The following is a 22,076-nucleotide window of genomic DNA, read 5'->3' on the forward strand; positions in this document are numbered from 1 at the left end:
TCGATGGCGCTGATCCCCGTCACCCGCGCCATCGCGATCGACGAGCGCGAGATCGGCGAGAGCTTCACCCGCGCCTCCGGGCCGGGTGGGCAGCATGTCAACACGACCGACAGCGCGGTGCTGCTGCGCTTCGACGTGGGCGGCTCGCCGAGTTTGCCGGAGGCGGTGAAGATGCGCCTCGCGGTGCTGGCGGGGCAAAGGCTGAGCAAGGACGGCGTGCTGACCCTGCGCGCCGATGCCAGCCGGTCGCAGGAGATGAACCGGCGCGAGGTGCGCGAGCGGCTGATCGACCTGATCCGCGAAGCGACCATCGTGCCCAAGAAGCGCCGGCCGACCAAGCCGACACGGGCCTCGCAGACGCGGCGGGTGGACGCCAAGAAGGGGCGCGCCCAGGTGAAGGCGGGGCGGGGGAAGGTGCGATTCGACTGAGTTTGGGGCAAGGAACAGCCTCTCACCAAACGAAAACGGGCCGACGAGAATCTCGCCGACCCGTTCCCTTCATCCCGAAGGATGCGCCGTTTATCGGCGAACGTCCTCGCCCGCACGGACCAGCGCGTTGCCGGTCGCCTGGCGGGCGTCGTTGGTGCCCTTTTCGATCTTGTCGCCCGCCCGGTCGAGGCCGCGATCGATATTGTCGCCCGCGCGGTCGGCATGGGCCGCCGCACGGTCACCGGCGCGGTCGAGCTTGTCGCCCGCCTTGTCCATCGCATTCTCCGCCGAATTCAGCGCGCGCGCCGTCGCCGCCTCGACATCGTCCGAGGCGTTCTGCGTCGTCGCCTTCACGTCCGAGCCGATCGCATCGGCGGCCTGTTCGGTCTGGGTGCGGCTGTTCTCGCTGCACGCGGAAAGCGAGATGGCGGCGGCGCCGGTCAGGGCGAGGATCAGGGCCTTCTTCATGGCAAACACTCCCGTTTCAAACATATGATCGGCGTGCCAACGCAGATTATCCGTTTCGGGTCCGTGTCGGCCTAAATGAGTTGCCTCCGTTGACCGCATATAAAGATATCTTTATATCGTAATCCATGGCCAATGCGCTGGAAATCTTTCGCGCCCTCAGCGATCCGACTCGGCTGCGCATATTGGCGCTGCTCCGCTCGATGGAACTGTCGGTGGGCGAACTGGCGCAGGTGCTGGGCCAGAGCCAGCCGCGCGTCAGCCGCCATGTGAAGATCCTGGTCGATGCCGAACTGGCCGAGCGGCGCAAGGAAGGCAGTTGGGTGTTCGTCGCACTCGGCGATCGTGAGGCGGTGGAGCCGATGACGGCGGCGCTGGACCGCTGGACGGCGGACAAGCCCGACCCCTGGGTGGTGGCGGATGTCGCGCGGCTGGCTGCGGTGCGCGCGGACCGGGCGGCGAGTGCTGCGGCCTGGTTCGAGGATCATGCGGGCGAGTGGGACGCGATCCGCTCGCTCCATGTCGCGGACAGCGAGATCGAGGAGGCGATGGCGGGCCTGATCGGCGAAGGCGATCTGGGCACGCTGATCGACATCGGCACCGGCACCGGGCGGATGCTGGAGTTGTTCGGCGACCGCGCCGATGCGGCGCTGGGCATCGATCGATCGTCGGAGATGCTGCGGCTGGCCCGCGCGAAACTGCACGGGCGCGCCAATACCGAGTTGCGGCAGGCGGACCTCTATGCGCTGCCCATGGGCGATGGCGCGGCGGATATCGCGATCCTGCACCATGTCCTCCACTTCGCGCAGCAGCCGGGGGCGGCGATCGTCGAGGCGGCGCGGGTGCTGGGGCCGGGCGGGCGGTTGCTGATCGCCGATTTCGCGCCGCATGATCGCGAGGAACTGCGGCAAAAGGCGGCGCATAGCCGTCTGGGCTTTGGCGACGAACAGATCGTCGGCTGGTTCGGTGCCGCCGGATTGACGCTGGCGCGGACCGAGACGCTGGAGGGCGGCGAACTGACCGTCAAGCTCTGGCTGGGTGTGAAAAAGGGGCTTCGGCCCGTCGAGACGAATAGGGTGAAGGCGGCATGACGAACACGATCCTGACCCAGGCCGAAGCGGCGCTGGCGCATGACGAACCGCTGTTCGCCGATGTCGGCGGCGATATCGCGGTCAGTTTCGAATTCTTCCCGCCCAAGACGGAGAAGATGGACGCGCAGCTCTGGGATGCGATCCGCACGCTGGAGCCGCTCGACCCGCGTTTCGTGTCGGTGACGTACGGCGCGGGTGGCTCGACCCGCGAGCGGACCCATGCGACCGTGGCGCGGATCCAGCGCGAGACGACGCTGGCGGCGGCGGCGCATCTGACCTGTGTCGAGGCGACGCGCGAGGAAATCGATCAGGTCGCGCACGAATATTGGGCGGCGGGCGTGCGGCATATCGTGGCGCTGCGTGGCGATCCGCCTGCGGAGGGCGCGCGCTTCGTGAGCCATCCGGGCGGCTATGAGAATGCCGCCGATCTGGTGGCGGGCCTCAAGAAGCTGCATCCGTTCGAGATTTCGGTCGCGGCCTATCCCGAATGCCACCCGGACTCGGTGGATCAGGCGTCGGATATCGACAACCTGAAGCGCAAGATCGACGCCGGGGCCAACCGCGCGATCACGCAGTTCTTCTTCTCGCCCGAAGCCTATTTCCGCTTCCGCGACGCGGCGGCGGCGGCGGGGATCACGGCGGAGATCGTGCCGGGCATCCTGCCGGTGTCGAACGTCGCCCAGACCCGCAAGTTCGCCGCCATGTGCGGCGCGTGCATCCCCGACTGGATGGACCGTCTGTTCGAGGGGCTGGACGACCATCCCGGCGCGCGCCAACTCGTCGCCGCGACGATCGCCGCGGAGATGTGCCGCCGTCTGTATGCGGGCGGGGTGAAGGGCTTCCACTTCTACACGCTCAACCGCGCCGAACTGGCCTATGCGATCAGCCATCTGCTGGGTGTGCGCGGCAAGAAGGTCGAGGCGATCGCGGCGGCGTAAGGACTTGGCCCCCTCCCGCAGGCGGGAGGGGGGTGGGGGAGGGCCCCGCCACAGGCGATATGGCGTGTGGCTTTCCCTCCCCCGGCCCCTCCCGCCTGCGGGAGGGGAGTGATGAATTAGAGGGTCGGCGGTTGGCGATAGCGTCCGACCGACGACCCAGGCACACCCCTCCCGCAGGCGGGAGGGGATGGGGGAGGGCAGGGCCACAGGCGATGACGCCAGAGGCTCCCCACCCCTGGAAAAGAACAACCGCTCGCCAGAGCAGGAGCAAGACGATGACGACCCGCGACACCTTCCTGGCCGAAGCGGCCAAGCGTATCCTGATCACCGATGGCGCGTTCGGCACGGAGATCCAGAACTGGAAGCTGGACGAGGCGGCCTATGCGGGAACGCTGGGCCTGTCGCACGACCAGAAGGGCAACAACGACATCCTGGCGCTCACCAAGCCGGAGGTGCCCGAATCCATCCACCGCGCCTATTTCGAGGCGGGGGCGGATATCGCCGAGACCAACACCTTCTCGGCGAACCGGATCAGCCAGGCCGATTATGGTGCCGAACATCTGGTCCGCGAGATCAATGTCGAGAGCGCCAGGCTCGCCCGGCGTCTGGCGGACGAATATCAGGCGAAGGACGGCCGCCCGCGTTTCGTCGCGGGCGCGATCGGGCCGACCAACAAGACGCTGTCGCTGTCGCCGGACGTCAACGATCCGGGCTATCGCGAGATCGACTTCGATTACCTCAAGGACGTCTACCGCGAACAGATCGACGCGCTGGTCGAGGGTGGGGCGGACTTCATCCTGATCGAGACGGTGTTCGACACGCTCAACGCCAAGGCCGGGATCATGGCGGTGATCGAGGCGGGCGAGGCGCGGGGCCGTGAAATCCCGATCATGCTGTCGATGACGCTGACCGACCTGTCGGGCCGCAACCTGTCGGGCCACACGGTCGAGGCCTTCTGGCACGCGGTGCGCCACGCCCGGCCGCTGACCATCGGGCTGAACTGCTCGTTCGGCGCGGAACAGCTTCGCCCGCATGTGAAGACGCTGAGCGAAATCTGCGACACGCTCATCATGATCTATCCCAATGCCGGGCTGCCCAACGAACTGGGTGCCTATGACGAAGCGCCCGTCACCACCGCCGGTCTGGTCGGCGAATGGGCGGTCGAGGGGCAGGTCAATGTGCTCGGCGGCTGCTGCGGCTCGACGCCCGCGCATATCAAGGCGATCGCCGACAAGGTGAAGGGCATGAAGCCCCGCGCCGTCCCGACCCCGCCGGTCGTCACCCGCCTCGCTGGCCTCGAGCCGTTCACGATGGCGGCGTGACCTGAATAGCCCTCTCCCCTCCGGGGAGAGGGTTGGGTGAGGGGAAGGTGTCTCGCAGAGACCCGCCTCTCGACAGCGTGACACCCCTCCGTCAGGGCTGCGCCCTGCCACCTCCCCCAAGCAGGGGAGGAATAGAGATCGAGATATGACCCAGACCGCATCCTCCACCAATTTCGTCAATGTCGGCGAGCGGACCAACGTCACCGGCTCGGCGGCGTTCAAGAAGATGATCCTGGCGGGCGACTATACCCGCGCGGTGGAGGTGGCGCGCAGCCAGGTCGAGAATGGCGCGCAGGTGGTCGACGTCAACATGGACGAAGGGCTGCTCGACGCCGAATTCGCCATGACCACCTTCCTCAAGCTGATCGCCGCCGAGCCGGATATCGCGCGCGTGCCGATCATGATCGACAGTTCCAAATGGAGCGTGATCGAGGCGGGGCTGAAATGCGTGTCGGGCAAGCCGATCGTCAATTCGATCAGCATGAAGGAAGGCGAGGAGGCGTTCCTCCATTATGCCCGTCGCTGCATGGCGTATGGCGCGGCGGTGGTCGTCATGGCGTTCGACGAGGTCGGCCAGGCCGACACCAAGGCGCGCAAGGTCGAGATTTGCGCCCGCGCTTATGACCTGCTGATGGGCATCGGCTTTCCGCCGGAGGACATCATCTTCGATCCCAATGTCTTCGCGGTGGCGACGGGCATCGAAGAGCATAACAATTACGGCGTCGACTTCATCGAGGCGTGCCGCGAGATCAAGGCGCGCTGCCCGCACGTCCATATCTCGGGCGGCCTGTCGAACCTGTCGTTCAGCTTCCGCGGCAACGAGCCGGTGCGCCGGGCGATGCACTCGGTGTTCCTCTACCACGCCATCCCGGCGGGCATGGACATGGCGATCGTCAATGCGGGCCAGCTCGACGTGTACGACACGATCGATCCCGAGTTGCGGACGGCGTGCGAGGATGTGGTCCTCAACCGCGATCCCGAAGCGGGCGAGCGGCTGGTCGCGCTGGCCGAGCGCTATCGCGGCACCGATGCGGTCGCGGAAAAGCAGGCGGCGGAGTGGCGCAGCCTGCCGGTCACCAAGCGGCTGGAGTACGCGCTGGTCAAGGGCATCGACGCGCATGTCGTCGACGATACCGAGGAATGTCGCCAGCAATTCGCCCGGCCGATCGAGGTCATCGAAGGCCCGCTGATGGACGGGATGAACGTCGTCGGCGACCTGTTCGGATCGGGCAAGATGTTCCTGCCCCAAGTGGTCAAGTCCGCCCGCGTCATGAAGAAGGCGGTCGCGCACCTCCTCCCCTTCATCGAGGCGGCGAAGGAGCCGGGCGCCAAGGGCAAGGGCAAGATCGTGCTCGCGACCGTGAAGGGTGACGTGCACGATATCGGCAAGAACATCGTCGGCGTCGTGCTCCAGTGCAACGGCTTCGACGTGGTCGACCTGGGCGTCATGGTCCCCTGGTCGAAGATCATCGCGGCGGCGAACGAGAATGACGCCGACATGATCGGCCTGTCGGGCCTCATCACCCCCTCGCTCGATGAGATGGTGACGGTGGGCGAGGAGATGCAGCGCGCGGGCATGACCATGCCGCTGCTGATCGGCGGCGCGACGACCTCCAAGGTCCACACCGCGCTGCGCATCGCGCCCGCTTATTCGGGGCCGGTGGTGCATGTCCTCGACGCCTCGCGCGCGGTCGGCGTGGCGACGACGCTCGTGTCGGACACTCAGCGCGATCCCTATGTGGCGCAGGTGGCCGCCGATTACGAAGCGGTTCGCAAGGCTCGCGAGGGGAAGGGGGCGAACGCGCTCCTGCCGCTGGAGGAAGCGCGGGCGCGCGGTTTCGTCGCGGACATGGCGTTGAAGGCGGGCGATCCGAAGCAGCCGGGCGTCCATGTCTATCAGGACTGGGACCTGTCCGACCTGCGCGATTATATCGACTGGACGCCCTTCTTCCGCGCCTGGGAACTGGCGGGCAATTTCCCCGCCATCCTGACCGACGAAGTCGTCGGCGAGAGCGCGAGCGGGTTGTACGCGGACGCGCAGGCGATACTCGACACGATCATCGCCGAGAAGTGGCTGACCGCGCGGGGCGTCGCCGCGCTCTGGCCCTGCCGCCGCGATGGCGACGACGTGATCCTCACGCCCTCTCCCCTGCGGGGAGATGGCCGGGGTGAGGGGCCGGGGCCGGGGCTGGGCGGCGAAGCTTCCGCAACCGCCCCTCACCCAACCCTCTCCCCGGCGGGGAGAGGGCCTGAAGAAGTCCGCATCCCCTTCCTGCGCCAGCAGATCGCCAAGCGGGAGGGCCGCGCGAACATGTGCCTGGCCGACTTCATCGATCCCGCAGGCGACTGGATCGGCGGCTTCGCGGTCGGCATCCACGGCATCGACGCGCATATCGAACGGTTCCGCAGCCAGCATGACGATTATAACGACATCCTGCTGAAAGCCTTGGCCGATCGCCTGGCCGAGGCCTTTGCCGAGCGGCTCCACGCGCATGTCCGCACCGACCTCTGGGGCTATGCGGCGGGCGAGCAACTGACCAACGAGGCGCTGATCCGCGAACAATATCGCGGCATCCGCCCCGCGCCGGGCTATCCCGCCTGCCCGGAACACAGCATCAAGCGGACGCTGTTCGACCTGTTGGGCGCCGAACAGGCGGTCGGGCTGGAACTGACCGACAGCTTCGCAATGCTTCCCACGGCGGCAGTCAGCGGGTTTTACTTCGGCCATGCACAGGCCGAATATTTCGGCGTGGCGCGTATAGGCGAGGACCAAGTGGCAGATTATGCCGCCCGTCGTGGTGTAGACATGATGCAGGCGACGCGCTGGCTGCGGCCGAATATTGATTGAGTGAGAATGAGTTAAGTCGGTAAGTTGAGGTTACGTAATGTAAACAAAGTGCTCGATTGACCTGAAAAAGTTTTTTTATCTTTGCAACTCCTTCGATTGCCGATAAATATCGGTGGGGAGGTTGGTTAAGCCACGATGAAAATGGCTGATGGCCTGCCGACAGCTAGGGGTGTAGCTAAGGTGCCAAGCAGCCATTTCGAAATGGAGATCAGCAATCTCGATTTGATCGAGGCTTGTTGGGGCGTCGCCGTTGCCGATCAAGTGGTTAGCCACATTCAAATGCGCTTGTGTCATTTGGGCCTGGGGTTCGAGCAGAACGAAACTCGACAGCGATTTCGGATCGTCAGCGATGTTCGAGCGGGTAATGCGGTGGAGTTGCATCGCGTGGCCGAGCTTTCCTATCGCCTGACCGCCGAACCCATTTCGATCGCGCTGACGACTGGACAGCCGGGGGCGGCGCTCCATGCCGTGATGACCTGGGATAGCGACGAACCGCCCCGCTATCGTGGCCCTCGCGACATCCAGCGCGATCATGGGGATCGGTGGTTCGCCATCTATAAGAGCGACATGCAGATCGCGGCCCATGCCTTTTGCTGTGCCGCCGACGGGCGCATGATTCCCTATTGGCAGCCCGTCTGTGATTATCGCGACTCTTCCCGTGTCCTGTATCATGAGGGGCTGGTTCGTTTCGGTAACCAAAATGCCGGACTGTCGCCCGCCGTCGTGTTTCCGGCGTTGGAGCGGACCGGGATGGCCACGACCTTCGACTGGGTTATGGTGCGTCATGTGCTGGACGAATTGCGCGCGGACCCGTCGGCGACCCTGGGGGTCAATATCTCGGCCAGTTCGGCGCATCTGAAGGGATGGTGGCGGGGCATATTGGCGGAACTCGCCACGCGCCCGGATATCGCCAAGCGGCTGGTGGTCGAGATCACCGAAACCGATCCGATCGTCCATATCCGCGAAACGATCGCCTTCGCGCGGGAGGTGCGCGCGGTCGGGGCGACCTTGGCGTTGGACGATTTCGGTGCCGGCTACACCTCGATCCGGCAGTTGATGGATCTGGTGCCTGCGCTGGTGAAGATCGACGGCCTGTTCCTTCAACGCGCCATCAGCAATGTTCAGCCCTGCCACAGTTTGCCGCATCTGATCGGATTGATCCGCGAATTGGGTGGTACTGTCATCATCGAAGGCGTGGAAACGCCGGAGATGGCCGATATCGCCTATGTCAGCGGCGCGACATGGCAACAGGGTTATTATTACGGTCACCCCGCACCGGTACGAAGCGAGCACAGGGCGATGTTGCGGCTGGTGGATGTCGCGGGGGAAGCAAATATCTGATTGCGTCTCCGCGGCAGTCACCGAGTCGTGATCTTGATACTTATCAATTCCGCCGAGAGTGGGTCCTAATTCATCGGAATAACGGACTCTTTTTCTCGGAACGTCCTCCATCGGCGCGACGTTGGGGCATCCCATGTCAAAAACCGAAAGCAGTCTTTTTCCCGCCAGCGACCCTAGCGAGCCGGAGTCGGCGGCGCTGTTACGCGCCCATGTCGCGGCGGCGGATTTTCCCTGTGTCGGCGCGAAGGCGGCGATGGCGCGCGGAACGCTGGAAATCCTGGGCGCGCGCGATATCGCCAGCGCCTGGGACGACCTGCGCATCCATGACAGCCTGCGCCGTTTCGCCGAGCGTTACCGTGCCGAACCGCAACTCTTCCGCAGCCTGGCGGTGGTGTTCGCGGGGCCGGAGCGACTGGACGAGGCCGCATTCGAGCGGTCGGTCTGGGCGCGTATCCAGTCCCTGTCGGACAAGGATGTCTGGCTGGGACAGGATTGGGACAAGCGCGTCAGTTCCAACCCCGACGATCCGCATTTCTCGCTGTCCTTCGGCGGCGAAGCCTTTTTCGTCGTGGGTCTGCATCCGAATGCCAGCCGACCGGCGCGCCGTTTCCCGCGCCCGGCGATGATCTTCAATCTGCACGACCAGTTCGAGACGCTGCGCGCGCAGGGCAAATATGAAACGATGCGCGAGAAGATCATGATGCGAGACGAGGCTTTGGCAGGGTCGCGCAACCCGATGCTCGCACGGCATGGCGAGTTGAGCGAAGCGCGGCAATATAGTGGTCGCGTGGTCGAGGAGGGGTGGCGCTGTCCCTTCCATTATGCGGGCTCGGCGGCCGGGGCCGATCGGTGAGCGCCGATACGGTCGAAATCCCGCCGCGCAGCGGTGACGCCTTTCGCATGGCCAAGGGCGACAGCCTGACCGTGATCGACCCACGCGGGCGACAGGTCGCGGACCTGCTGGCGTTCAACGCGGACGATCTGGACGAGGTGATCTCCTCAGGGCGGACGCTCGACTATGCCGAGACGATCCGGCTGACGATGGGGCATAAGCTCTATTCCAACCGGTCGCGGGTGATGTTGGAGATCGTCGCCGATACGGTCGGGATGCATGATTTCCTGCTGACGCCATGCTCGGTCGACACGTTCGACCATTTCTATCCCGACCTGCCGCGCCATCGCGGCTGCTTCGGCAATCTGGCGGCGGCGCTGGAACCCTATGGCGTCGTGCCGGACCGGATACCGGTGGCGTTCAACTGTTTCATGAACGTGCCGGTCGACGGGACCACGGGCAAGCTGGAGGTGCTGCCGCCGCTCAGCGGGCCAGGGGACCATATCCGGTTCGTGGCGCATATGGATCTGGTGATCGGGTTGACGGCATGTTCGGCACCCGCTTCCAATGGCGGGTCGTTCAAGCCGATCCGGTATAGGGTGGAGCGCCCCTAAATCCTCCCCGGCGCGGGGAGGGGGACCGCCGCGAAGCGGTGGTGGAGGGGGATCGCCACAAGGGACTCCTTGCGAGGAAGCCCCCCCTCCGTAAGCGCTACGCGCTGCCACCTCCCCGTGCCGGGGAGGAATTCTTACCGCTTGCACGTATCCGCTGCACCCGGATCGAGGTCCAGGCAGCGCCCGTCCACACCCGGCATCGGCAGGCCGATCGTCGCGGCCAGCGTGGGGGCGATATCGACCGTCTCGACCGATAGCGGCTGCTCGAACCCGCTCATCCCCTTGCGCCAGAACAGGATCGGCACGCGCCGGTCATAGTCCCAGGGCGAGCCATGCGTCTCGACATAGCCCGGCGCGGGTTCCTCGATCGTCGTCACGCGCGGCTTGAGCAGGATCAGCAGGTCGCCCGAACGGGTCGGGTCATAGGAAGACCGCGCCTTTTCCTTCAGCGTCCAGGTTTCCGGCGGCGTCGTCGGCCAGGGCGTCGCGGCGATCTCGTCACGGGTCAGCGCGGCGGCGACCTGCGGCAGCGCCTCGTAGCGGCGCTTGGCCTCGGCGAGCACCTTGGCGCGGGTCGCGGGCGGCAGGTCGCGGTTGATATAGATGTCGCCCTCGGCGCTCATCATGATGGGCGGGGTGTTGGACAGGCCAAGGGTCTGTGCGACGATGGCAGCCATCGCCTTGGTCTTGGCCTCGGGCGCGACATGGCTTTCCATCGGCATGGCGCGGATCTGCTGCCGCTCGGTCATGTCGTGCGCGCCGTGGTCGGCGGTCAGCATCACCTCATAATCGACGCCCGTGGCGTCCAGCACCTCGAAGAAGCCCGCCAGCGAGCGGTCCAGTTCGGCCATCTGGATGCACATTTCCGACCCCTGCGTGCCCAGCGCATGGCCGATATAATCGGTCGCGGACAGGCCAACGGACAGGATGTCGGTCTGCGGCCCCTGGCCCAGCTTCATGTCCTGCACGAAGCCCGCCGCCATGGCGAGTACGGCGGCATCGGCGGCGGGGGAGATGCGGAACGCCTTCAGGTCGCCCGCCGCGCGCTGGAACCGGCCGGTGCCCAGAGTCTGGCTCCCCACCGTGATCGCCCGGTCGAGCGGCTTGCAGAAACCGGGCAGCGGCAATGCTTCCTGCGGGCGGGCGATCAGGTCGGCCACCGCCTTGCGCGTGCGCTCCACCACTGGCGGCACGGCGCGTCCGGCATAGGAGACATAGGTCTTGCCGTCCCACCACCAGATCTCATCCATCTTGTGCCCGCCCATCATCACGGCGGCGCGGTCCTTCCCCGCGACGGAGACGGTACGCACGCGGGGATCGGCGGTCTTCATCCGCTCGCCCAGCGTAGGCACCTTCAGATGCTTGTCGGAGACGATGTAATTATTATGGTCCTGACCCGGAACGCTCTCATCCTCCGAGCAATAGACGATCTTGTCCGTGCGTCCGACCGTCTGGTCGATCCAGTTGTTGGCGATGATCCCGGTATGGGCGGGGCGATAGCCGGTCAGGATGGTCGAGTGGCCGGGGCAGGTCTCCGTCGCGGCATGGCTCTGATAGCCCGAGGGGAAGACCGCGCCAGTCAGGAGCCGCGCCATGCCGCCGGTGAAATGGTTGCGATATTGCTGGAACAGGTCCGCCGAGAACTGGTCGACCGAGATCGCCACGATCAGCTTGGGCGGAGTCGTGGGGAAGGGGGCCTGTGGCGTCGCGGGGGACGTGGCGACGGACGCGGGCGCGCTGCCGGGTTCCGGGCTGGCCGTCTGCGCGAAGGCGGGGGCGGCGATCAGGGCGGCGGAGGCGAAAAGCGCGGCAGTCAGGGACTTCATGGGCAACCTTGATGCAATGCGGGAACAGGCCCGCTATGGAACCCCAAATGGGGTTAGGGCAAGGTCGGTCGATGCGCGGTTGGTTTTACATCCTGATGACGGCCCTGTTCATGGTCCTGGGTTTCGCCCTGGCCCCTGAACCGGCCATGGCGGAGAGCGGCCCCCCGGCGGCCCCCGGTGCGATCCATCTGCCGATGCGCCTGGTCGCCGAGAGCGCCATACCGGCGGCAGGTGGGCCGGTGACGCTGGCCATCGTGGCGACTCCGGACAAGGGCTGGCACGGCTATTGGAAGAATGGCGGCGATGCGGGCCTGCCGACCGAGGCGCACTGGAGCCTGCCCAAGGGCGTGACGGCCAGCGAACTGCGCTATCCGGTGCCGGGGCGGCTGAAGATCGCGGGGCTGATGAATTATGTCTATGAGCGGCCCTTCGCGCTGCTCGTCGATCTGAAGCTGCCTGGCGGGCTGGCCAAAGGCACCGCCCTGCCGGTGATGGTAAAGCTCGACTATCTGGTCTGCACCGACACGATTTGCGTTCCCGAAAGCCAGACGCTGTCGACCCGGCTGACCGTGGGCGACGGCGCGGTCGATCCCGCCACCCGTGCCGAGTTCGACCGCTGGCGCGCCGCGCTGCCCCGGCCGCTGGGCGGGGAGGGCGTGATCGAGACCAAGGGCAAGGCGGTGCGGATCGCGGTGCCGCTCCCCGCCTCGGTCGCGGTGAAGGACGCCTATTTCTTCCCCGACCGCAGCGGGGTGATCGACCATGCCGCCGATCAGATGATGAGCCGTCAGGGCGACCGGTTGCTTCTCACCATCCCCGCCGCCGCCGTCTCCACGGCCGGGCCCGTGTCGGGTGTGCTGTCGATCGGGGAGGGCAAGGGCCTGTCCTTCGCCGCCAGGCCGGGCGCGATCGCGCAGGCGGGGGCTGGGGCGGACACCGGCTTCGGCGCGGTGGCGCTGGCCTTTCTGGGCGCGGTGCTGGGCGGGCTGCTGCTCAACATCATGCCCTGCGTCTTCCCGATCCTGAGCCTCAAGGCACTGAGCCTGGCCAAGGGTGGCGGTGGCGATGAGCGCCATGCGCGGGCGGAGGCGTTGGCCTATACGGCGGGGGTGGTGCTGGTCTGTGTCGGGCTGGGCGTCGTGCTGCTGGCGTTGCGCGCGGGCGGGCAGAGCGCGGGCTGGGCGTTCCAGTTGCAGGACCCGCGCGTGATCGGCGTGCTGCTGTTGCTGGTCGCCGCCATCGCCTTCAACCTGGCGGGGCTGTTCGAGCTGCCGACCCCCGCCTTTGCAGGCCGTTCGGGCGCGATGGGGTCGTTCGCGACCGGGGCGCTGGCGGCGTTCGTCGCGACACCCTGTTCGGGGCCGTTCATGGCCGGGGCGCTGGGCGCGGCGCTGGTCCTGCCCGCCGCCGCCGCGCTGGCGGTGTTCGCGGGGCTGGGGATCGGCATCGCGCTGCCCTTCATCGCGATCGGCTTCATCCCCGCGCTGCGGCGGCGGCTGCCCAGGCCGGGCATGTGGATGGTCCGGCTGCGCCATATCCTGTCGGTGCCGATGTTCCTGACCGCGCTCGCGCTCGCCTGGATATTGGGACAGGAGGCGGGGGTGACCGGCATGACGCTGGGCCTCGCCGCCGCGCTCATCGCCTCGCTGGGCTTCTGGTGGACGGGGCTCCGCCAGCATGGCGGCAAGGGGCGCGCGGGCTGGCCCGCCATCGCCGCCCTGGTGTTGGCGGTCGCGATCGTCGTGACCGTCAAACCCGCCGCCGCCGTGGCGAAGGCGAGCGCCGATACCGCCTTCACCGAGGCCCGATTGGAGGATTTGCGCAAGCAGAACCGCCCGGTCTTTGCTTATTTCACCGCCGACTGGTGCTTGAGCTGCAAGGTCAACGAAGCCGCCGCGATCGAGCGCGCCTCGGTGCGGGAGGCGTTCGATCGGAACAAGGTGGCGGTGCTGGTCGGAGACTGGACCGATGGCGATCCTGTTTTGGGACGGTTTATCGAGCGGCATAACCGGGCCGGGGTGCCGCTCTACCTCTATTACGCGCCCGGTGCGAAGGAACCGCAGGTGCTGCCCCAGGTGCTGACCCCGTCGATGCTGGAGAGGCTGGGCGCCTGATCCTCCCCGTGCCGGGGAGGGGGACCAGCGAAGCTGGTGGAGGGGGGCTTCCACGCAGCGAGTCATTCGGGGCACGCCCCCTCCACCCCCGCTTCGCGGCGGTCCCCCTCCCCGGCACGGGGAGGAATTGTTTTTGCCCCCCTTGCACACCCCCATCATGCGGTGCAGCATGGAACCAGGCCATTAGGGGGAGCGTAACGACCGGATGGGGACAATCGCCGCGTTCGACGAAATCATGGGGGCTTCCGGCGCTGCGGCACCGCGGCCCGAACTCTCTGCGCTGCAACGCTGGCTCGATCATACCCCCGATGGCGAACTGCGCCGCCGTCAGCAGGCGGCCGAGGCGACCTTCCGCCAACTGGGCATCACCTTCGCGGTTTATGGCGAAAGCGATGCGGCGGAGCGGATCATTCCGTTCGACATCGTACCGCGCGTCTTCCTGCCCGCGGAATGGGCGCGCCTGTCCGAAGGGCTGATCCAGCGGGTGGAGGCGATCAACGCCTTTCTCGACGACATTTATGGCGAGCGGAAGATCCTGCGCGACGGCGTGCTGCCGCCCGACCTGATCTTCGGTAATCCGCAATTCCGCCCCGAAATCGCCGGGATACGCCCGCCGCACGGGGTCTGGGCGCATATCTGCGGCATCGACCTAGTCCGCACCGGCCCGGACGATTTCTTCGTGCTGGAGGACAATGCCCGCACGCCCTCGGGCGTCAGCTATATGCTGGAGAATCGCGAGGCGATGTTGCGCCTCTGCCCCGAGTTGTTCCGCCAGTTCCGGGTGGCGGCGGTGGACAGCTATCCCGACCGTCTCCTCGCCACGATGAAGTCGGTCGCGCCGCACGGCGTCGCCGAGCCGACCTGTGTCGTCCTGACGCCGGGTCATTACAACTCCGCCTATTACGAACACAGTTTCCTGGCCGATTCGATGGGCGTCGAACTGGTCGAGGCCGCCGATCTGGTCGTGGACGACGACATCGTATGGATGCGCACCATTGCGGGGCGTGTGAAGGTCGACGTCATCTATCGCCGGGTGGACGATGATTTCCTCGATCCGCTCGTCTTCCGTCCCGATTCGATGCTGGGCGTGCCGGGGCTGATCGCGGCCTATGCGGCGGGCAATGTCGCCATCCTCAACGCGCCGGGCAACGGCATCGCCGACGACAAGGCGATCTACAGCTATATGCCCGATATCGTCCGCTATTATTCGGGCGCCGAGCCCAAGCTGAAGAATGTCGATACCTGGCGTTGCCGCGAGCCGGAGGCGCTGGCCTATGTCCTCGACCATCTGGACGAACTGGTCGTCAAGCTGGTCGACGGATCGGGCGGTTACGGGATGCTGGTCGGGCCGACCGCGACCAAGGTGCAGATCGAGCATTTCCGCGCCGCCCTGATCGCCGAGCCGCATCGCTATATCGCGCAACCGACGCTGGCGCTGTCGACCGTGCCGACGCTGGTGGAAAGCGGCGTCGCGCCGCGCCATGTCGATTTCCGCCCCTTCGTCCTGACCGGACGCAACGGCGTGGAGGTGACGCCCGGCGGCCTGACCCGCGTCGCGCTTCGCGAAGGCTCGCTGGTCGTCAATTCCAGCCAGGGCGGCGGGACCAAGGACAGCTTCGTCCTGCTCGCCCCCGAACCGGATAGCTGGGTGCATGTGCAGAGCCAGGAATCGCAGATCCAGACGCAGGGGGTGCGCTGATGCTTTCGCGTACCGCATCCTCGCTCTACTGGCTGGGGCGTTATTTCGAGCGGGCGGATTTCATCGCCCGGCTGGTCGAGGCGACCGTCCGGCTCGACGTGCTGTCGCCGCGCTCCGCGGGGCTGGCGGCCTGGGGGTCGGCACTGGCCGTCACCGATACCGCCAGCGCGTTCGCCGAGGGCGGGCGCGAGTTGCGGCGGCGGGAGGTCGCCCGCTTCCTGACGGTGGAAAGCTGCCACCCCGGTTCGATCGTCCGCTGCGTCGACATGGCGCGGACCAATGCGCGCGCCGTGCGCACCGCGCTGACCCGTGAAGCCTGGAGCGCGATCAACCGCGCCTGGCTGCATTTCGAGGCGCGACCGGCGGCGGAGGACCCGACGGCGGTGCTCAGCCTGGTCGAGGCGGTGAAGAACGAGACGCGCGGTTTCGAGGGCGCGGTGCACCGGATGCTGCGCAACCAGACGACATGGTTTATCCGGCTGGGCCAGGCGGTCGAGCGCGCGGACAACACCGCGCGCTTGCTCGACGTGAAGTATCACATCCTCCTGCCGGCGGGCGAGCGGATCGGCGGGGTGGTCGATCGCGACCAGTGGACGACGATCCTTCAGACCGTGTCCGCCGTCACTGCCTATCGCTGGCTATATTCCGACGGGCTGAAGCCCGCGAACGTCATCGACCTGTTGATCGCGCGCGCCGAATTGCCGCGCAGCCTGGCGGCGTCGGTCGAGGAAACGGTGGATGTGCTGGGGCAACTCGCCCGGCGAACGGGGCAGCATGGGGAAGCGGATCGTATGGCGAGGGTGCGCGCAAACCGGATGACTAAGACGCGGTCGGGCGATGTGATCGCGGGCGGGCTTCATCAGTTTCTCGAAGCCTTTATTCAGGAGAATGCCCAACTGCACGGCGCCATCGGCCGTCAGTTCAAGTTCGCCTGATGCGGATCGCGATCGAGCATCACCTCGCCTGCCGCCCCCGAGTGGCGGGCGGCCCCATGGTGCAGATGCTGCGCCTGACGCCCGAAAATCATGACGACCAGACGGTCGCGCATTGGCGGATCGACGTGGATTGCGACGCGCGATTGCGGGGAAGCCATGACGGCTTCGGCAACGCCGTGACCATGCTCTATGTCGAGGATGCGCCGGAGGTCGTGACGATCACCGCCACTGGGGAGGTGCTGACCAGCGATGCGCACGGCCTGATCCACGGCGCGACCGAGACGCTGCCGCCGCCGCTCTTCCTGCGCATGACGGACGCGACTCCGGCCGATCCCGTGATCGTGGGATTTGCGGCGGAGGCGACGCAAGGGGCAGAGGGTCCGCTCGCGGCGCTCCACGCCCTGAATGCCGCGATCCAGGCGCGTTTCGATGTCGATTTCGAGGCGCGGGTTGTTCGCCTGGATGTCACGCGCATCTTCGCCGAGAATCGTGCGACGCCGTGCGATCTGGCGCATATCTTCTGCGTGGCGGCACGGTCGCTGGGTATCCCGGCGCGCTATGTCTCGGGCTATGCGGCGCTTGGAAGTGCGGAACATGGCAGCCCGCATTGCTGGGCGGAGGCCCATGTCGAGGGACCCGGCTGGATCGGCTTCGATCCCTGTACCGGGCTCAGCCCGCAGGACCGCCATGTCCGCGTCGCGGTGGCGCTCGACGCGACCGGCGCGGCGGCGGTCGCGGGGGAGCCCTGGGGCGGCCTGGCGGTGGCGAACGCAGCGCAGTAACCGCGCCGCCAGAATGCGGTCCACGCGAACGGAACGTACCGTCATCCCGGCATGGGTGGGGATGGCGGGCGATCATCCTTGTTCAGGGTATCAAGGGTTCAACCCATTATTGGGCGATGGTCAGCATAGTTTGCCCAATCGACATTCATCATATTGTGAGAAGCGATTGGTTCGCGCGAAGCCGCGATGGCGCGAAGATGTTGTTTCGCTTTGCCACCCGCACGCTCAATCGTTGGGCAGGCACGGCCAATGAGTGTCGGCGCGTATAACCTCTTCGCGTCATCGCGGCTTCGCGCGAAATTCGAAAAAACGAATGGATTGGCCTTAGCCCAACGCTCCAACCGGCGGCGGTGCGGATGGCTCGCCGGTGAAGGTCGCCCAGCCGCGCGGGCCCAGTGCCTCCAGCGGTTGATAGCGGGTCTTGTACGCCATGCGCGGCGACCCCTTCACCCAATAGCCGAGATAGACATAGGGCAGACTGGCGGCGCGGGCGCGCAGGATGTGGTCCATGATGATGAAATTGCCCAGTCCCGGGCGGCTGTCATCCTGCGTCTCGAAAAAGCTGTAGATCATCGACAGGCCGTCACCCTGCCGATCGGTCAGGCACGCGCCGACCAGCCGACCACGCTGCCCCTCGGGGCCGGAGGGTTCGCGATATTCGACCAGCACCGACTGGACCGGCGACAGTTCGACCATGTCGGCATAGTCGCTTTCGTCCATCGCGGACATGCCGCCGCCCGGGTGCCGCTCGCCCAGATAGCGGCGGAGCAGCTGGAACTGCTCGGCGGTCGCCCAGGGCTGGCAGGCGGTGACCTCCAGATCGGCATGGCGGCGCAGCAGCTTGCGCTGGGTGGCGTTGGGGCGGAATTCCCCCGCCACGACGCGCACCGAGATACAGGCGGTGCAGCCCGCGCAGGACGGGCGATAGGCGACCCCCTGGCTCCGGCGGAAACCGATCCGGCTCAGCGCCTCGTTCAACTCGCCCGCATGTTCGCCGTTCAGTTCGGTGAACACCTTCCGCTCGTCACGCCCCGGCAGATAGGGGCAGGGGGACGGGCTGGTGACGAAGAAGCGCGGGAAACGAAAAGGCGCGGTCACCGCCGGGCAGTTCCTTCAAGGGGGGATGATTGTCCCTTATTAACGATCCTCCCGCCCGAAGCGATGGCCAGCATCGTTCGGAAACGGGACGATTCCATAAAAAACTAAGCTGTTCAGGCCAGTTCGACCTGAGTCGTTTCATATCCGCTGGCGCGCAACGCCTCGATCAGCCGGTGCAGGTGCAGCGCGTCGCGCGTCTCGCACTCGATATCGGTGATCAGCCCCTTGGCGGGCAGGGTGGTGAAGACGCGCTGGTGATAGACCTCGATGATGTTCACCCGCTCGCGGTCGAAGATGCGCGCGACGTTGAACAACGCGCCCGGCTGGTCCTGCAACCGGATGCGCAGGCGGGCGAGCCGCCCCGACCGCGCCAGGTCGCGCAGCAGGACGTTGGCGAGCAGCCGCGTGTCGATATTGCCGCCGCACAGCACGATGCCCACCGTCTTGCCCCGGAACCGCTCGGGATGGGACATGATCGCGGCCAACCCTGCCGCGCCCGCGCCCTCGACCACCGTCTTTTCGATCTGGAGCAGTGCGCTGACCGCTTCCTCCAGATGGCGTTCGTCGACCAGCACGATCTCGCGGACCAGTTGCGCGACCAGTTGCGAGGTGAGGCCGCCCGGCACCTTGACCGCGATCCCCTCGGCCAGCGTATCGCCGGCGCAGGGCAGGTCGGTGCCGTTCAGCTTGTTGTACATCGACGGGAAGAGTTCGGCCTGCACCCCGACAACCTCGACCGGGCGGGGCATGGCGGCGGCGACCGTCGCGATGCCGGAGATCAGCCCGCCGCCGCCGATCGGCACGATCAGCGTGTCGATGTCGGGCGCGTCCTCCAGCATTTCCAGCGCGACCGTTCCCTGGCCCGCGATCACCCGCGCATCGTCGAACGGGTGGATGAAGGTGAAGCCGCGTTCCGCCTCCAGCACGCGGGCATGGGCATAGGCGGCGTCGAACGTGTCGCCCTCCAGCACCACGGTCGCGCCATGGCCCTCGGTCTGGACGACCTTCACGATGGGTGTGGTCCGCGGCATGACGATGGTCGCGGGGATGCCCAGCCGGTTGGCGTGATAGGCGAGCCCCTGCGCATGATTGCCCGCCGAGGCCGCGATCACGCCCTTGGCCCGCGCTTCGTCGGAGAGTTGCAGCAGCGTGTTGAGCGCGCCGCGTTCCTTGTAGGCGGCGGTGAACTGGAGGTTCTCGAACTTGAGATAGACGGTCGCGCCGGTCAGTTGCGACAGGGTCCGGCTGATCAGGGTCGGCGTGCGGATGATATGATCCGAAATCCGCGCATGGGCGGCGCGGACATCGTCGATGGTGACGATGGGCGCCGATGGCGCGAGTACGGAGGACGGGAATTCCGAAGCGGCCTCTGGGGCGGGACGACTAACCATGGGGATGCCCTAGCCGATCATGGGCGGGAGGTGAACCGTTTCGGAGGGGGAATATCGGGGCAGCGGCGAGTGGGGCCCTTCGCCGCTTTCCCTCCCCCATCCCCTCCCGCTTGCGGGAGGGGCGTGCTCTTGGCGAGCGGTGTACGCTGCGGCCAAGTCGCAACGCGTGGCTCGGCGGGCCCTTCGTCGCCCAGCACCTTTCCCCTCCCGCAGGCGGGAGGGGGCGGGGGAGGGCAACGGAGCCTCGCAGAGCCCCACACCACTGTTGCACCGCCGCATCGCCCGCGCCGCCAAATCGTGCCGGAACGCAACAAGCGCGATGCGTCCGCGTTGCTGGCCTTTTGGGGCCATGCTAGGGCGTCGCGATGATCACAGGGTTGCCACTCATGTCGCCGATGATCCTTCCCATCACCGGCACGATCGCCCGGTCATGAGCATCGCACCGACCGGAAACGCGATCATGGCGAGCGACGATGCGCAGCCGCATCATCCGCAGGGCATGGCGCGGCTGGCGCTGGGGGCGATCGGCGTCGTGTTCGGCGATATCGGCACCAGCCCGCTCTATGCGTTCCGCGAGACCTTCGCGAACCCGCACCATCCGCTGCCGCTCGACACCGCGCATATCCTGGGCGTCATCAGCCTGATCTTCTGGTCGATGATGGTCGTCGTGTCGGTCAAATATGTCGCGATCATCATGCGCGCCGACAACAAGGGCGAGGGGGGCAGCCTGGCGCTGCTCGCGCTCGTGTCGGGGCAGACCAAGACACGGCGCTGGTCGCGCGGCATCGTGCTGCTGGGCGTGTTCGCCACCGCGCTCTTCTATGGCGACAGCATGATTACGCCCGCCGTCACCGTGCTGAGCGCGGTCGAGGGCCTGGCGGTCGCCGCGCCCGCGTTCGGCGGCTTCGTCCTGCCCATCGCGATCACCATCCTGATCGTGCTGTTCAAGATCCAGCGGTCGGGGACCGAGCGGGTGGGCCTGTTCTTCGGCCCCGTCATGCTCGTCTATTTCGCGTCGATCGCGGTGCTGGGGGTGTTGAGTTTCATCCAGACGCCGGGCGTGCTGTGGGCGCTGTCGCCGCATTATGCGATCCAGTTCTTCTTCATCGACCCGTTGCGCGGTTTCCTGGCGCTGGGCTCGGTGGTGCTGGCGGTGACGGGCGCCGAGGCGCTCTATGCCGATATGGGCCATTTCGGGCGGCGGCCGATCGGCCTGTCGTGGCTGGTCTTCGTGCTCCCTGCGCTGATGCTCAACTATATGGGGCAGGGGGCGTTGCTGTTCCGCGAGGGTGCGGCGGCGTTGGAGAGCCCCTTCTACATGCTGGCGCCCGAAGGGTTGCAACTGCCGCTCGTCATCCTGGCCACCGCCGCCGCCGTCATCGCCAGCCAGGCGGTGATCACCGGAGCTTTCTCGGTCACGCAGCAGGCGATCCAATTGGGCTTCATGCCGCGCCTTCGGATCGAGCATACCTCTGCGGCGACCGCGGGGCAGATTTACATTCCGCTCATCAACTGGATGCTGATGGTGATGGTGATCCTGCTGGTGCTGTTCTTCCGGTCTTCGTCCAACCTGACCTCGGCCTACGGCATCGCGGTGACGGGGGCGATGCTGATCGACACCTGCCTGCTGGGCGTCGCGCTGACCCGGTTGTGGAAATGGCCGCTCTATGCCGCCGTGCCCTTGCTGGCGCTGTTCTTCCTGGTCGACGGGGCCTATTTCCTCGCCAATCTGACCAAGGTTCCCGCCGGGGGCTGGTTCCCGCTGCTCGTCGGTTTCATCATCTTCACCTTTCTCACCACCTGGTCGACGGGCCGCAAGCTGATGATCCAGCGGTTGCGCGAAGGGACGATGCCGATCCACATCTTCATCGACTCGGCGGCAGGCGCGGCGAGCCGGGTGCCGGGCACCGCGATCTTCATGACCTCCTCGCCCGAGGGGGTGCCGCACGCGCTGCTCCACAACCTCAAGCATAACAAGGTGCTGCACCAGCGGATCATCCTGCTCACCGTAAAGATCATGAGCCAGCCCTATTGGCCGGAGGACGACCGGGCCAAGCTGGACGATCTGGGGCATGGCTTCCACCGATTGGTCCTGCGCTTCGGCTTCATGGAGGAGGCGGATGTCCCGTCCGCGCTGAAGCGCGTCGTGATGGCGGGCGGCGCGTTCAAGATGATGGACACCAGCTTCTTCCTGTCGCGCCAGACGCTGCTGGCGGCGGAGCGGCCCGGCATGTCGGTGTGGCGCGAAAAGCTGTTCTCCTGGATGCTGCGCAACGCCGAGAGCGCGATGGAGTTCTTCCGCCTGCCGACCAACCGCGTCGTCGAACTGGGCAGCCAGGTGGAAATCTAGC

18 protein-coding genes are annotated in these 22,076 nt (G+C 66.5%); 13 read left to right on the plus strand and 5 right to left on the minus strand.

Going from position 1 to position 22,076, the window contains the following annotated elements:
• Positions 1-3: 3 nt before the first annotated feature.
• Positions 4-429 carry an alternative ribosome rescue aminoacyl-tRNA hydrolase ArfB gene (gene arfB, locus QE379_RS07210; protein ID WP_306999246.1) on the plus strand — a complete coding sequence of 142 codons (426 nt, stop codon included), beginning with the start codon at positions 4-6 and terminating at the stop codon, positions 427-429.
• Positions 430-519: 90 nt separating this feature from the next.
• Here arfB and QE379_RS07215 read toward each other — a convergent pair whose 3' ends face one another.
• The gene (locus QE379_RS07215) at positions 520-897 is read right to left on the minus strand and encodes a hypothetical protein (protein WP_306999249.1); all 378 of its coding nucleotides are present in this window, start codon (positions 895-897) and stop codon (positions 520-522) included.
• A 125-nt stretch (positions 898-1,022) separates the two neighbouring features.
• Between QE379_RS07215 and QE379_RS07220 the strand changes: the two genes are divergently transcribed.
• The 4 genes from QE379_RS07220 to metH all read left to right on the plus strand — a co-directional run bounded on the left by QE379_RS07220 (position 1,023) and on the right by metH (position 7,093).
• A complete protein-coding gene (locus tag QE379_RS07220) occupies positions 1,023-1,985 on the plus strand; it encodes a metalloregulator ArsR/SmtB family transcription factor (RefSeq protein ID WP_306999251.1) in 963 nt (320 codons plus the stop codon).
• A complete protein-coding gene (metF, locus tag QE379_RS07225; protein WP_306999253.1) occupies positions 1,982-2,923 on the plus strand; it encodes a methylenetetrahydrofolate reductase in 942 nt (313 codons plus the stop codon). Before QE379_RS07220 ends, metF begins: the two co-directional genes overlap by 4 nt.
• Positions 2,924-3,198: 275 nt before the next feature.
• On the plus strand, positions 3,199-4,245 hold the full coding sequence (locus QE379_RS07230; protein ID WP_306999254.1) for a homocysteine S-methyltransferase family protein: 1,047 nt from the start codon (positions 3,199-3,201) through the stop codon (positions 4,243-4,245).
• 145 nt (positions 4,246-4,390) lie between these two features.
• Complete coding sequence (metH, locus tag QE379_RS07235; protein ID WP_306999256.1) at positions 4,391-7,093, plus strand: methionine synthase; 2,703 nt, start codon at positions 4,391-4,393, stop codon at positions 7,091-7,093.
• A 75-nt stretch (positions 7,094-7,168) separates the two neighbouring features.
• Here metH and QE379_RS07240 read toward each other — a convergent pair whose 3' ends face one another.
• Positions 7,169-7,474, minus strand: a complete 306-nt coding sequence (locus QE379_RS07240; RefSeq protein WP_306999258.1) for a hypothetical protein — start codon at positions 7,472-7,474, stop codon at positions 7,169-7,171.
• Positions 7,475-7,477: 3 nt separating this feature from the next.
• Between QE379_RS07240 and QE379_RS07245 the strand changes: the two genes are divergently transcribed.
• The 3 genes from QE379_RS07245 to QE379_RS07255 all read left to right on the plus strand — a co-directional run bounded on the left by QE379_RS07245 (position 7,478) and on the right by QE379_RS07255 (position 9,880).
• A complete protein-coding gene (locus QE379_RS07245; RefSeq protein ID WP_306999260.1) occupies positions 7,478-8,434 on the plus strand; it encodes an EAL domain-containing protein in 957 nt (318 codons plus the stop codon).
• 133 nt (positions 8,435-8,567) lie between these two features.
• Positions 8,568-9,287, plus strand: a complete 720-nt coding sequence (gene gntA, locus QE379_RS07250) for a guanitoxin biosynthesis heme-dependent pre-guanitoxin N-hydroxylase GntA (RefSeq protein ID WP_306999262.1) — start codon at positions 8,568-8,570, stop codon at positions 9,285-9,287.
• On the plus strand, positions 9,284-9,880 hold the full coding sequence (locus QE379_RS07255; protein ID WP_306999264.1) for an urea carboxylase-associated family protein: 597 nt from the start codon (positions 9,284-9,286) through the stop codon (positions 9,878-9,880). Before gntA ends, QE379_RS07255 begins: the two co-directional genes overlap by 4 nt.
• Before the next feature lie 134 nt (positions 9,881-10,014).
• Here the strand turns inward: QE379_RS07255 and QE379_RS07260 are convergent, their stop codons facing one another.
• Positions 10,015-11,706 (minus strand): alkaline phosphatase family protein, encoded by a 1,692-nt coding sequence (locus QE379_RS07260; RefSeq protein WP_306999266.1) that lies wholly within the window; start codon positions 11,704-11,706, stop codon positions 10,015-10,017.
• 71 nt (positions 11,707-11,777) lie between these two features.
• Here QE379_RS07260 and QE379_RS07265 point away from each other — a divergent pair, with 71 nt between their 5' ends.
• The 4 genes from QE379_RS07265 (at position 11,778) to QE379_RS07280 (ending at position 17,236) form a co-directional block, all read left to right on the plus strand.
• Positions 11,778-13,820 (plus strand): protein-disulfide reductase DsbD, encoded by a 2,043-nt coding sequence (locus tag QE379_RS07265; protein ID WP_306999268.1) that lies wholly within the window; start codon positions 11,778-11,780, stop codon positions 13,818-13,820.
• A gap of 205 nt (positions 13,821-14,025) precedes the next feature.
• On the plus strand, positions 14,026-15,519 hold the full coding sequence (locus QE379_RS07270; RefSeq protein WP_306999270.1) for a circularly permuted type 2 ATP-grasp protein: 1,494 nt from the start codon (positions 14,026-14,028) through the stop codon (positions 15,517-15,519).
• Positions 15,519-16,454, plus strand: coding sequence for an alpha-E domain-containing protein (locus QE379_RS07275; RefSeq protein ID WP_306999271.1), 936 nt, complete (start codon positions 15,519-15,521; stop codon positions 16,452-16,454). Before QE379_RS07270 ends, QE379_RS07275 begins: the two co-directional genes overlap by 1 nt.
• Complete coding sequence (locus QE379_RS07280) at positions 16,454-17,236, plus strand: transglutaminase family protein (RefSeq protein ID WP_306999272.1); 783 nt, start codon at positions 16,454-16,456, stop codon at positions 17,234-17,236. Before QE379_RS07275 ends, QE379_RS07280 begins: the two co-directional genes overlap by 1 nt.
• A 324-nt stretch (positions 17,237-17,560) precedes the next feature.
• On the opposite strand, the gene QE379_RS07285 is transcribed toward QE379_RS07280, so the two are convergent.
• Positions 17,561-18,334 carry an arginyltransferase gene (locus QE379_RS07285; RefSeq protein WP_306999274.1) on the minus strand — a complete coding sequence of 258 codons (774 nt, stop codon included), beginning with the start codon at positions 18,332-18,334 and terminating at the stop codon, positions 17,561-17,563.
• A gap of 113 nt (positions 18,335-18,447) precedes the next feature.
• The gene (locus QE379_RS07290; protein WP_306999276.1) at positions 18,448-19,725 is read right to left on the minus strand and encodes a threonine ammonia-lyase; all 1,278 of its coding nucleotides are present in this window, start codon (positions 19,723-19,725) and stop codon (positions 18,448-18,450) included.
• A 460-nt stretch (positions 19,726-20,185) separates the two neighbouring features.
• On the opposite strand from QE379_RS07290, the gene QE379_RS07295 reads away from it, so the two are divergent.
• A complete protein-coding gene (locus QE379_RS07295) occupies positions 20,186-22,075 on the plus strand; it encodes a potassium transporter Kup (RefSeq protein ID WP_307003121.1) in 1,890 nt (629 codons plus the stop codon).
• Position 22,076 lies beyond the last annotated feature (1 nt).

This window comes from Sphingomonas sp. SORGH_AS_0879 (assembly GCF_030819175.1).
Lineage (GTDB): Bacteria > Pseudomonadota > Alphaproteobacteria > Sphingomonadales > Sphingomonadaceae > Sphingomonas.

Bases quoted from the DNA above. Each gene is read 5' to 3' on its own strand.
- arfB (WP_306999246.1), top strand. From the start codon at position 4: ATGGCGCTGATCCCCGTCACCCGCGCCATCGCGATCGACGAGCGCGAG.
- QE379_RS07215 (WP_306999249.1), bottom strand. From the start codon at position 897: ATGAAGAAGGCCCTGATCCTCGCCCTGACCGGCGCCGCCGCCATCTCG.
- QE379_RS07220 (WP_306999251.1), top strand. From the start codon at position 1,023: ATGGCCAATGCGCTGGAAATCTTTCGCGCCCTCAGCGATCCGACTCGG.
- metF (WP_306999253.1), top strand. From the start codon at position 1,982: ATGACGAACACGATCCTGACCCAGGCCGAAGCGGCGCTGGCGCATGAC.
- QE379_RS07230 (WP_306999254.1), top strand. From the start codon at position 3,199: ATGACGACCCGCGACACCTTCCTGGCCGAAGCGGCCAAGCGTATCCTG.
- metH (WP_306999256.1), top strand. From the start codon at position 4,391: ATGACCCAGACCGCATCCTCCACCAATTTCGTCAATGTCGGCGAGCGG.
- QE379_RS07240 (WP_306999258.1), bottom strand. From the start codon at position 7,474: ATGCAACTCCACCGCATTACCCGCTCGAACATCGCTGACGATCCGAAA.
- gntA (WP_306999262.1), top strand. From the start codon at position 8,568: ATGTCAAAAACCGAAAGCAGTCTTTTTCCCGCCAGCGACCCTAGCGAG.
- QE379_RS07260 (WP_306999266.1), bottom strand. From the start codon at position 11,706: ATGAAGTCCCTGACTGCCGCGCTTTTCGCCTCCGCCGCCCTGATCGCC.
- QE379_RS07265 (WP_306999268.1), top strand. From the start codon at position 11,778: ATGCGCGGTTGGTTTTACATCCTGATGACGGCCCTGTTCATGGTCCTG.
- QE379_RS07270 (WP_306999270.1), top strand. From the start codon at position 14,026: ATGGGGACAATCGCCGCGTTCGACGAAATCATGGGGGCTTCCGGCGCT.
- QE379_RS07275 (WP_306999271.1), top strand. From the start codon at position 15,519: ATGCTTTCGCGTACCGCATCCTCGCTCTACTGGCTGGGGCGTTATTTC.
- QE379_RS07280 (WP_306999272.1), top strand. From the start codon at position 16,454: ATGCGGATCGCGATCGAGCATCACCTCGCCTGCCGCCCCCGAGTGGCG.
- QE379_RS07290 (WP_306999276.1), bottom strand. From the start codon at position 19,725: ATGGTTAGTCGTCCCGCCCCAGAGGCCGCTTCGGAATTCCCGTCCTCC.
- QE379_RS07295 (WP_307003121.1), top strand. From the start codon at position 20,186: ATGGCGAGCGACGATGCGCAGCCGCATCATCCGCAGGGCATGGCGCGG.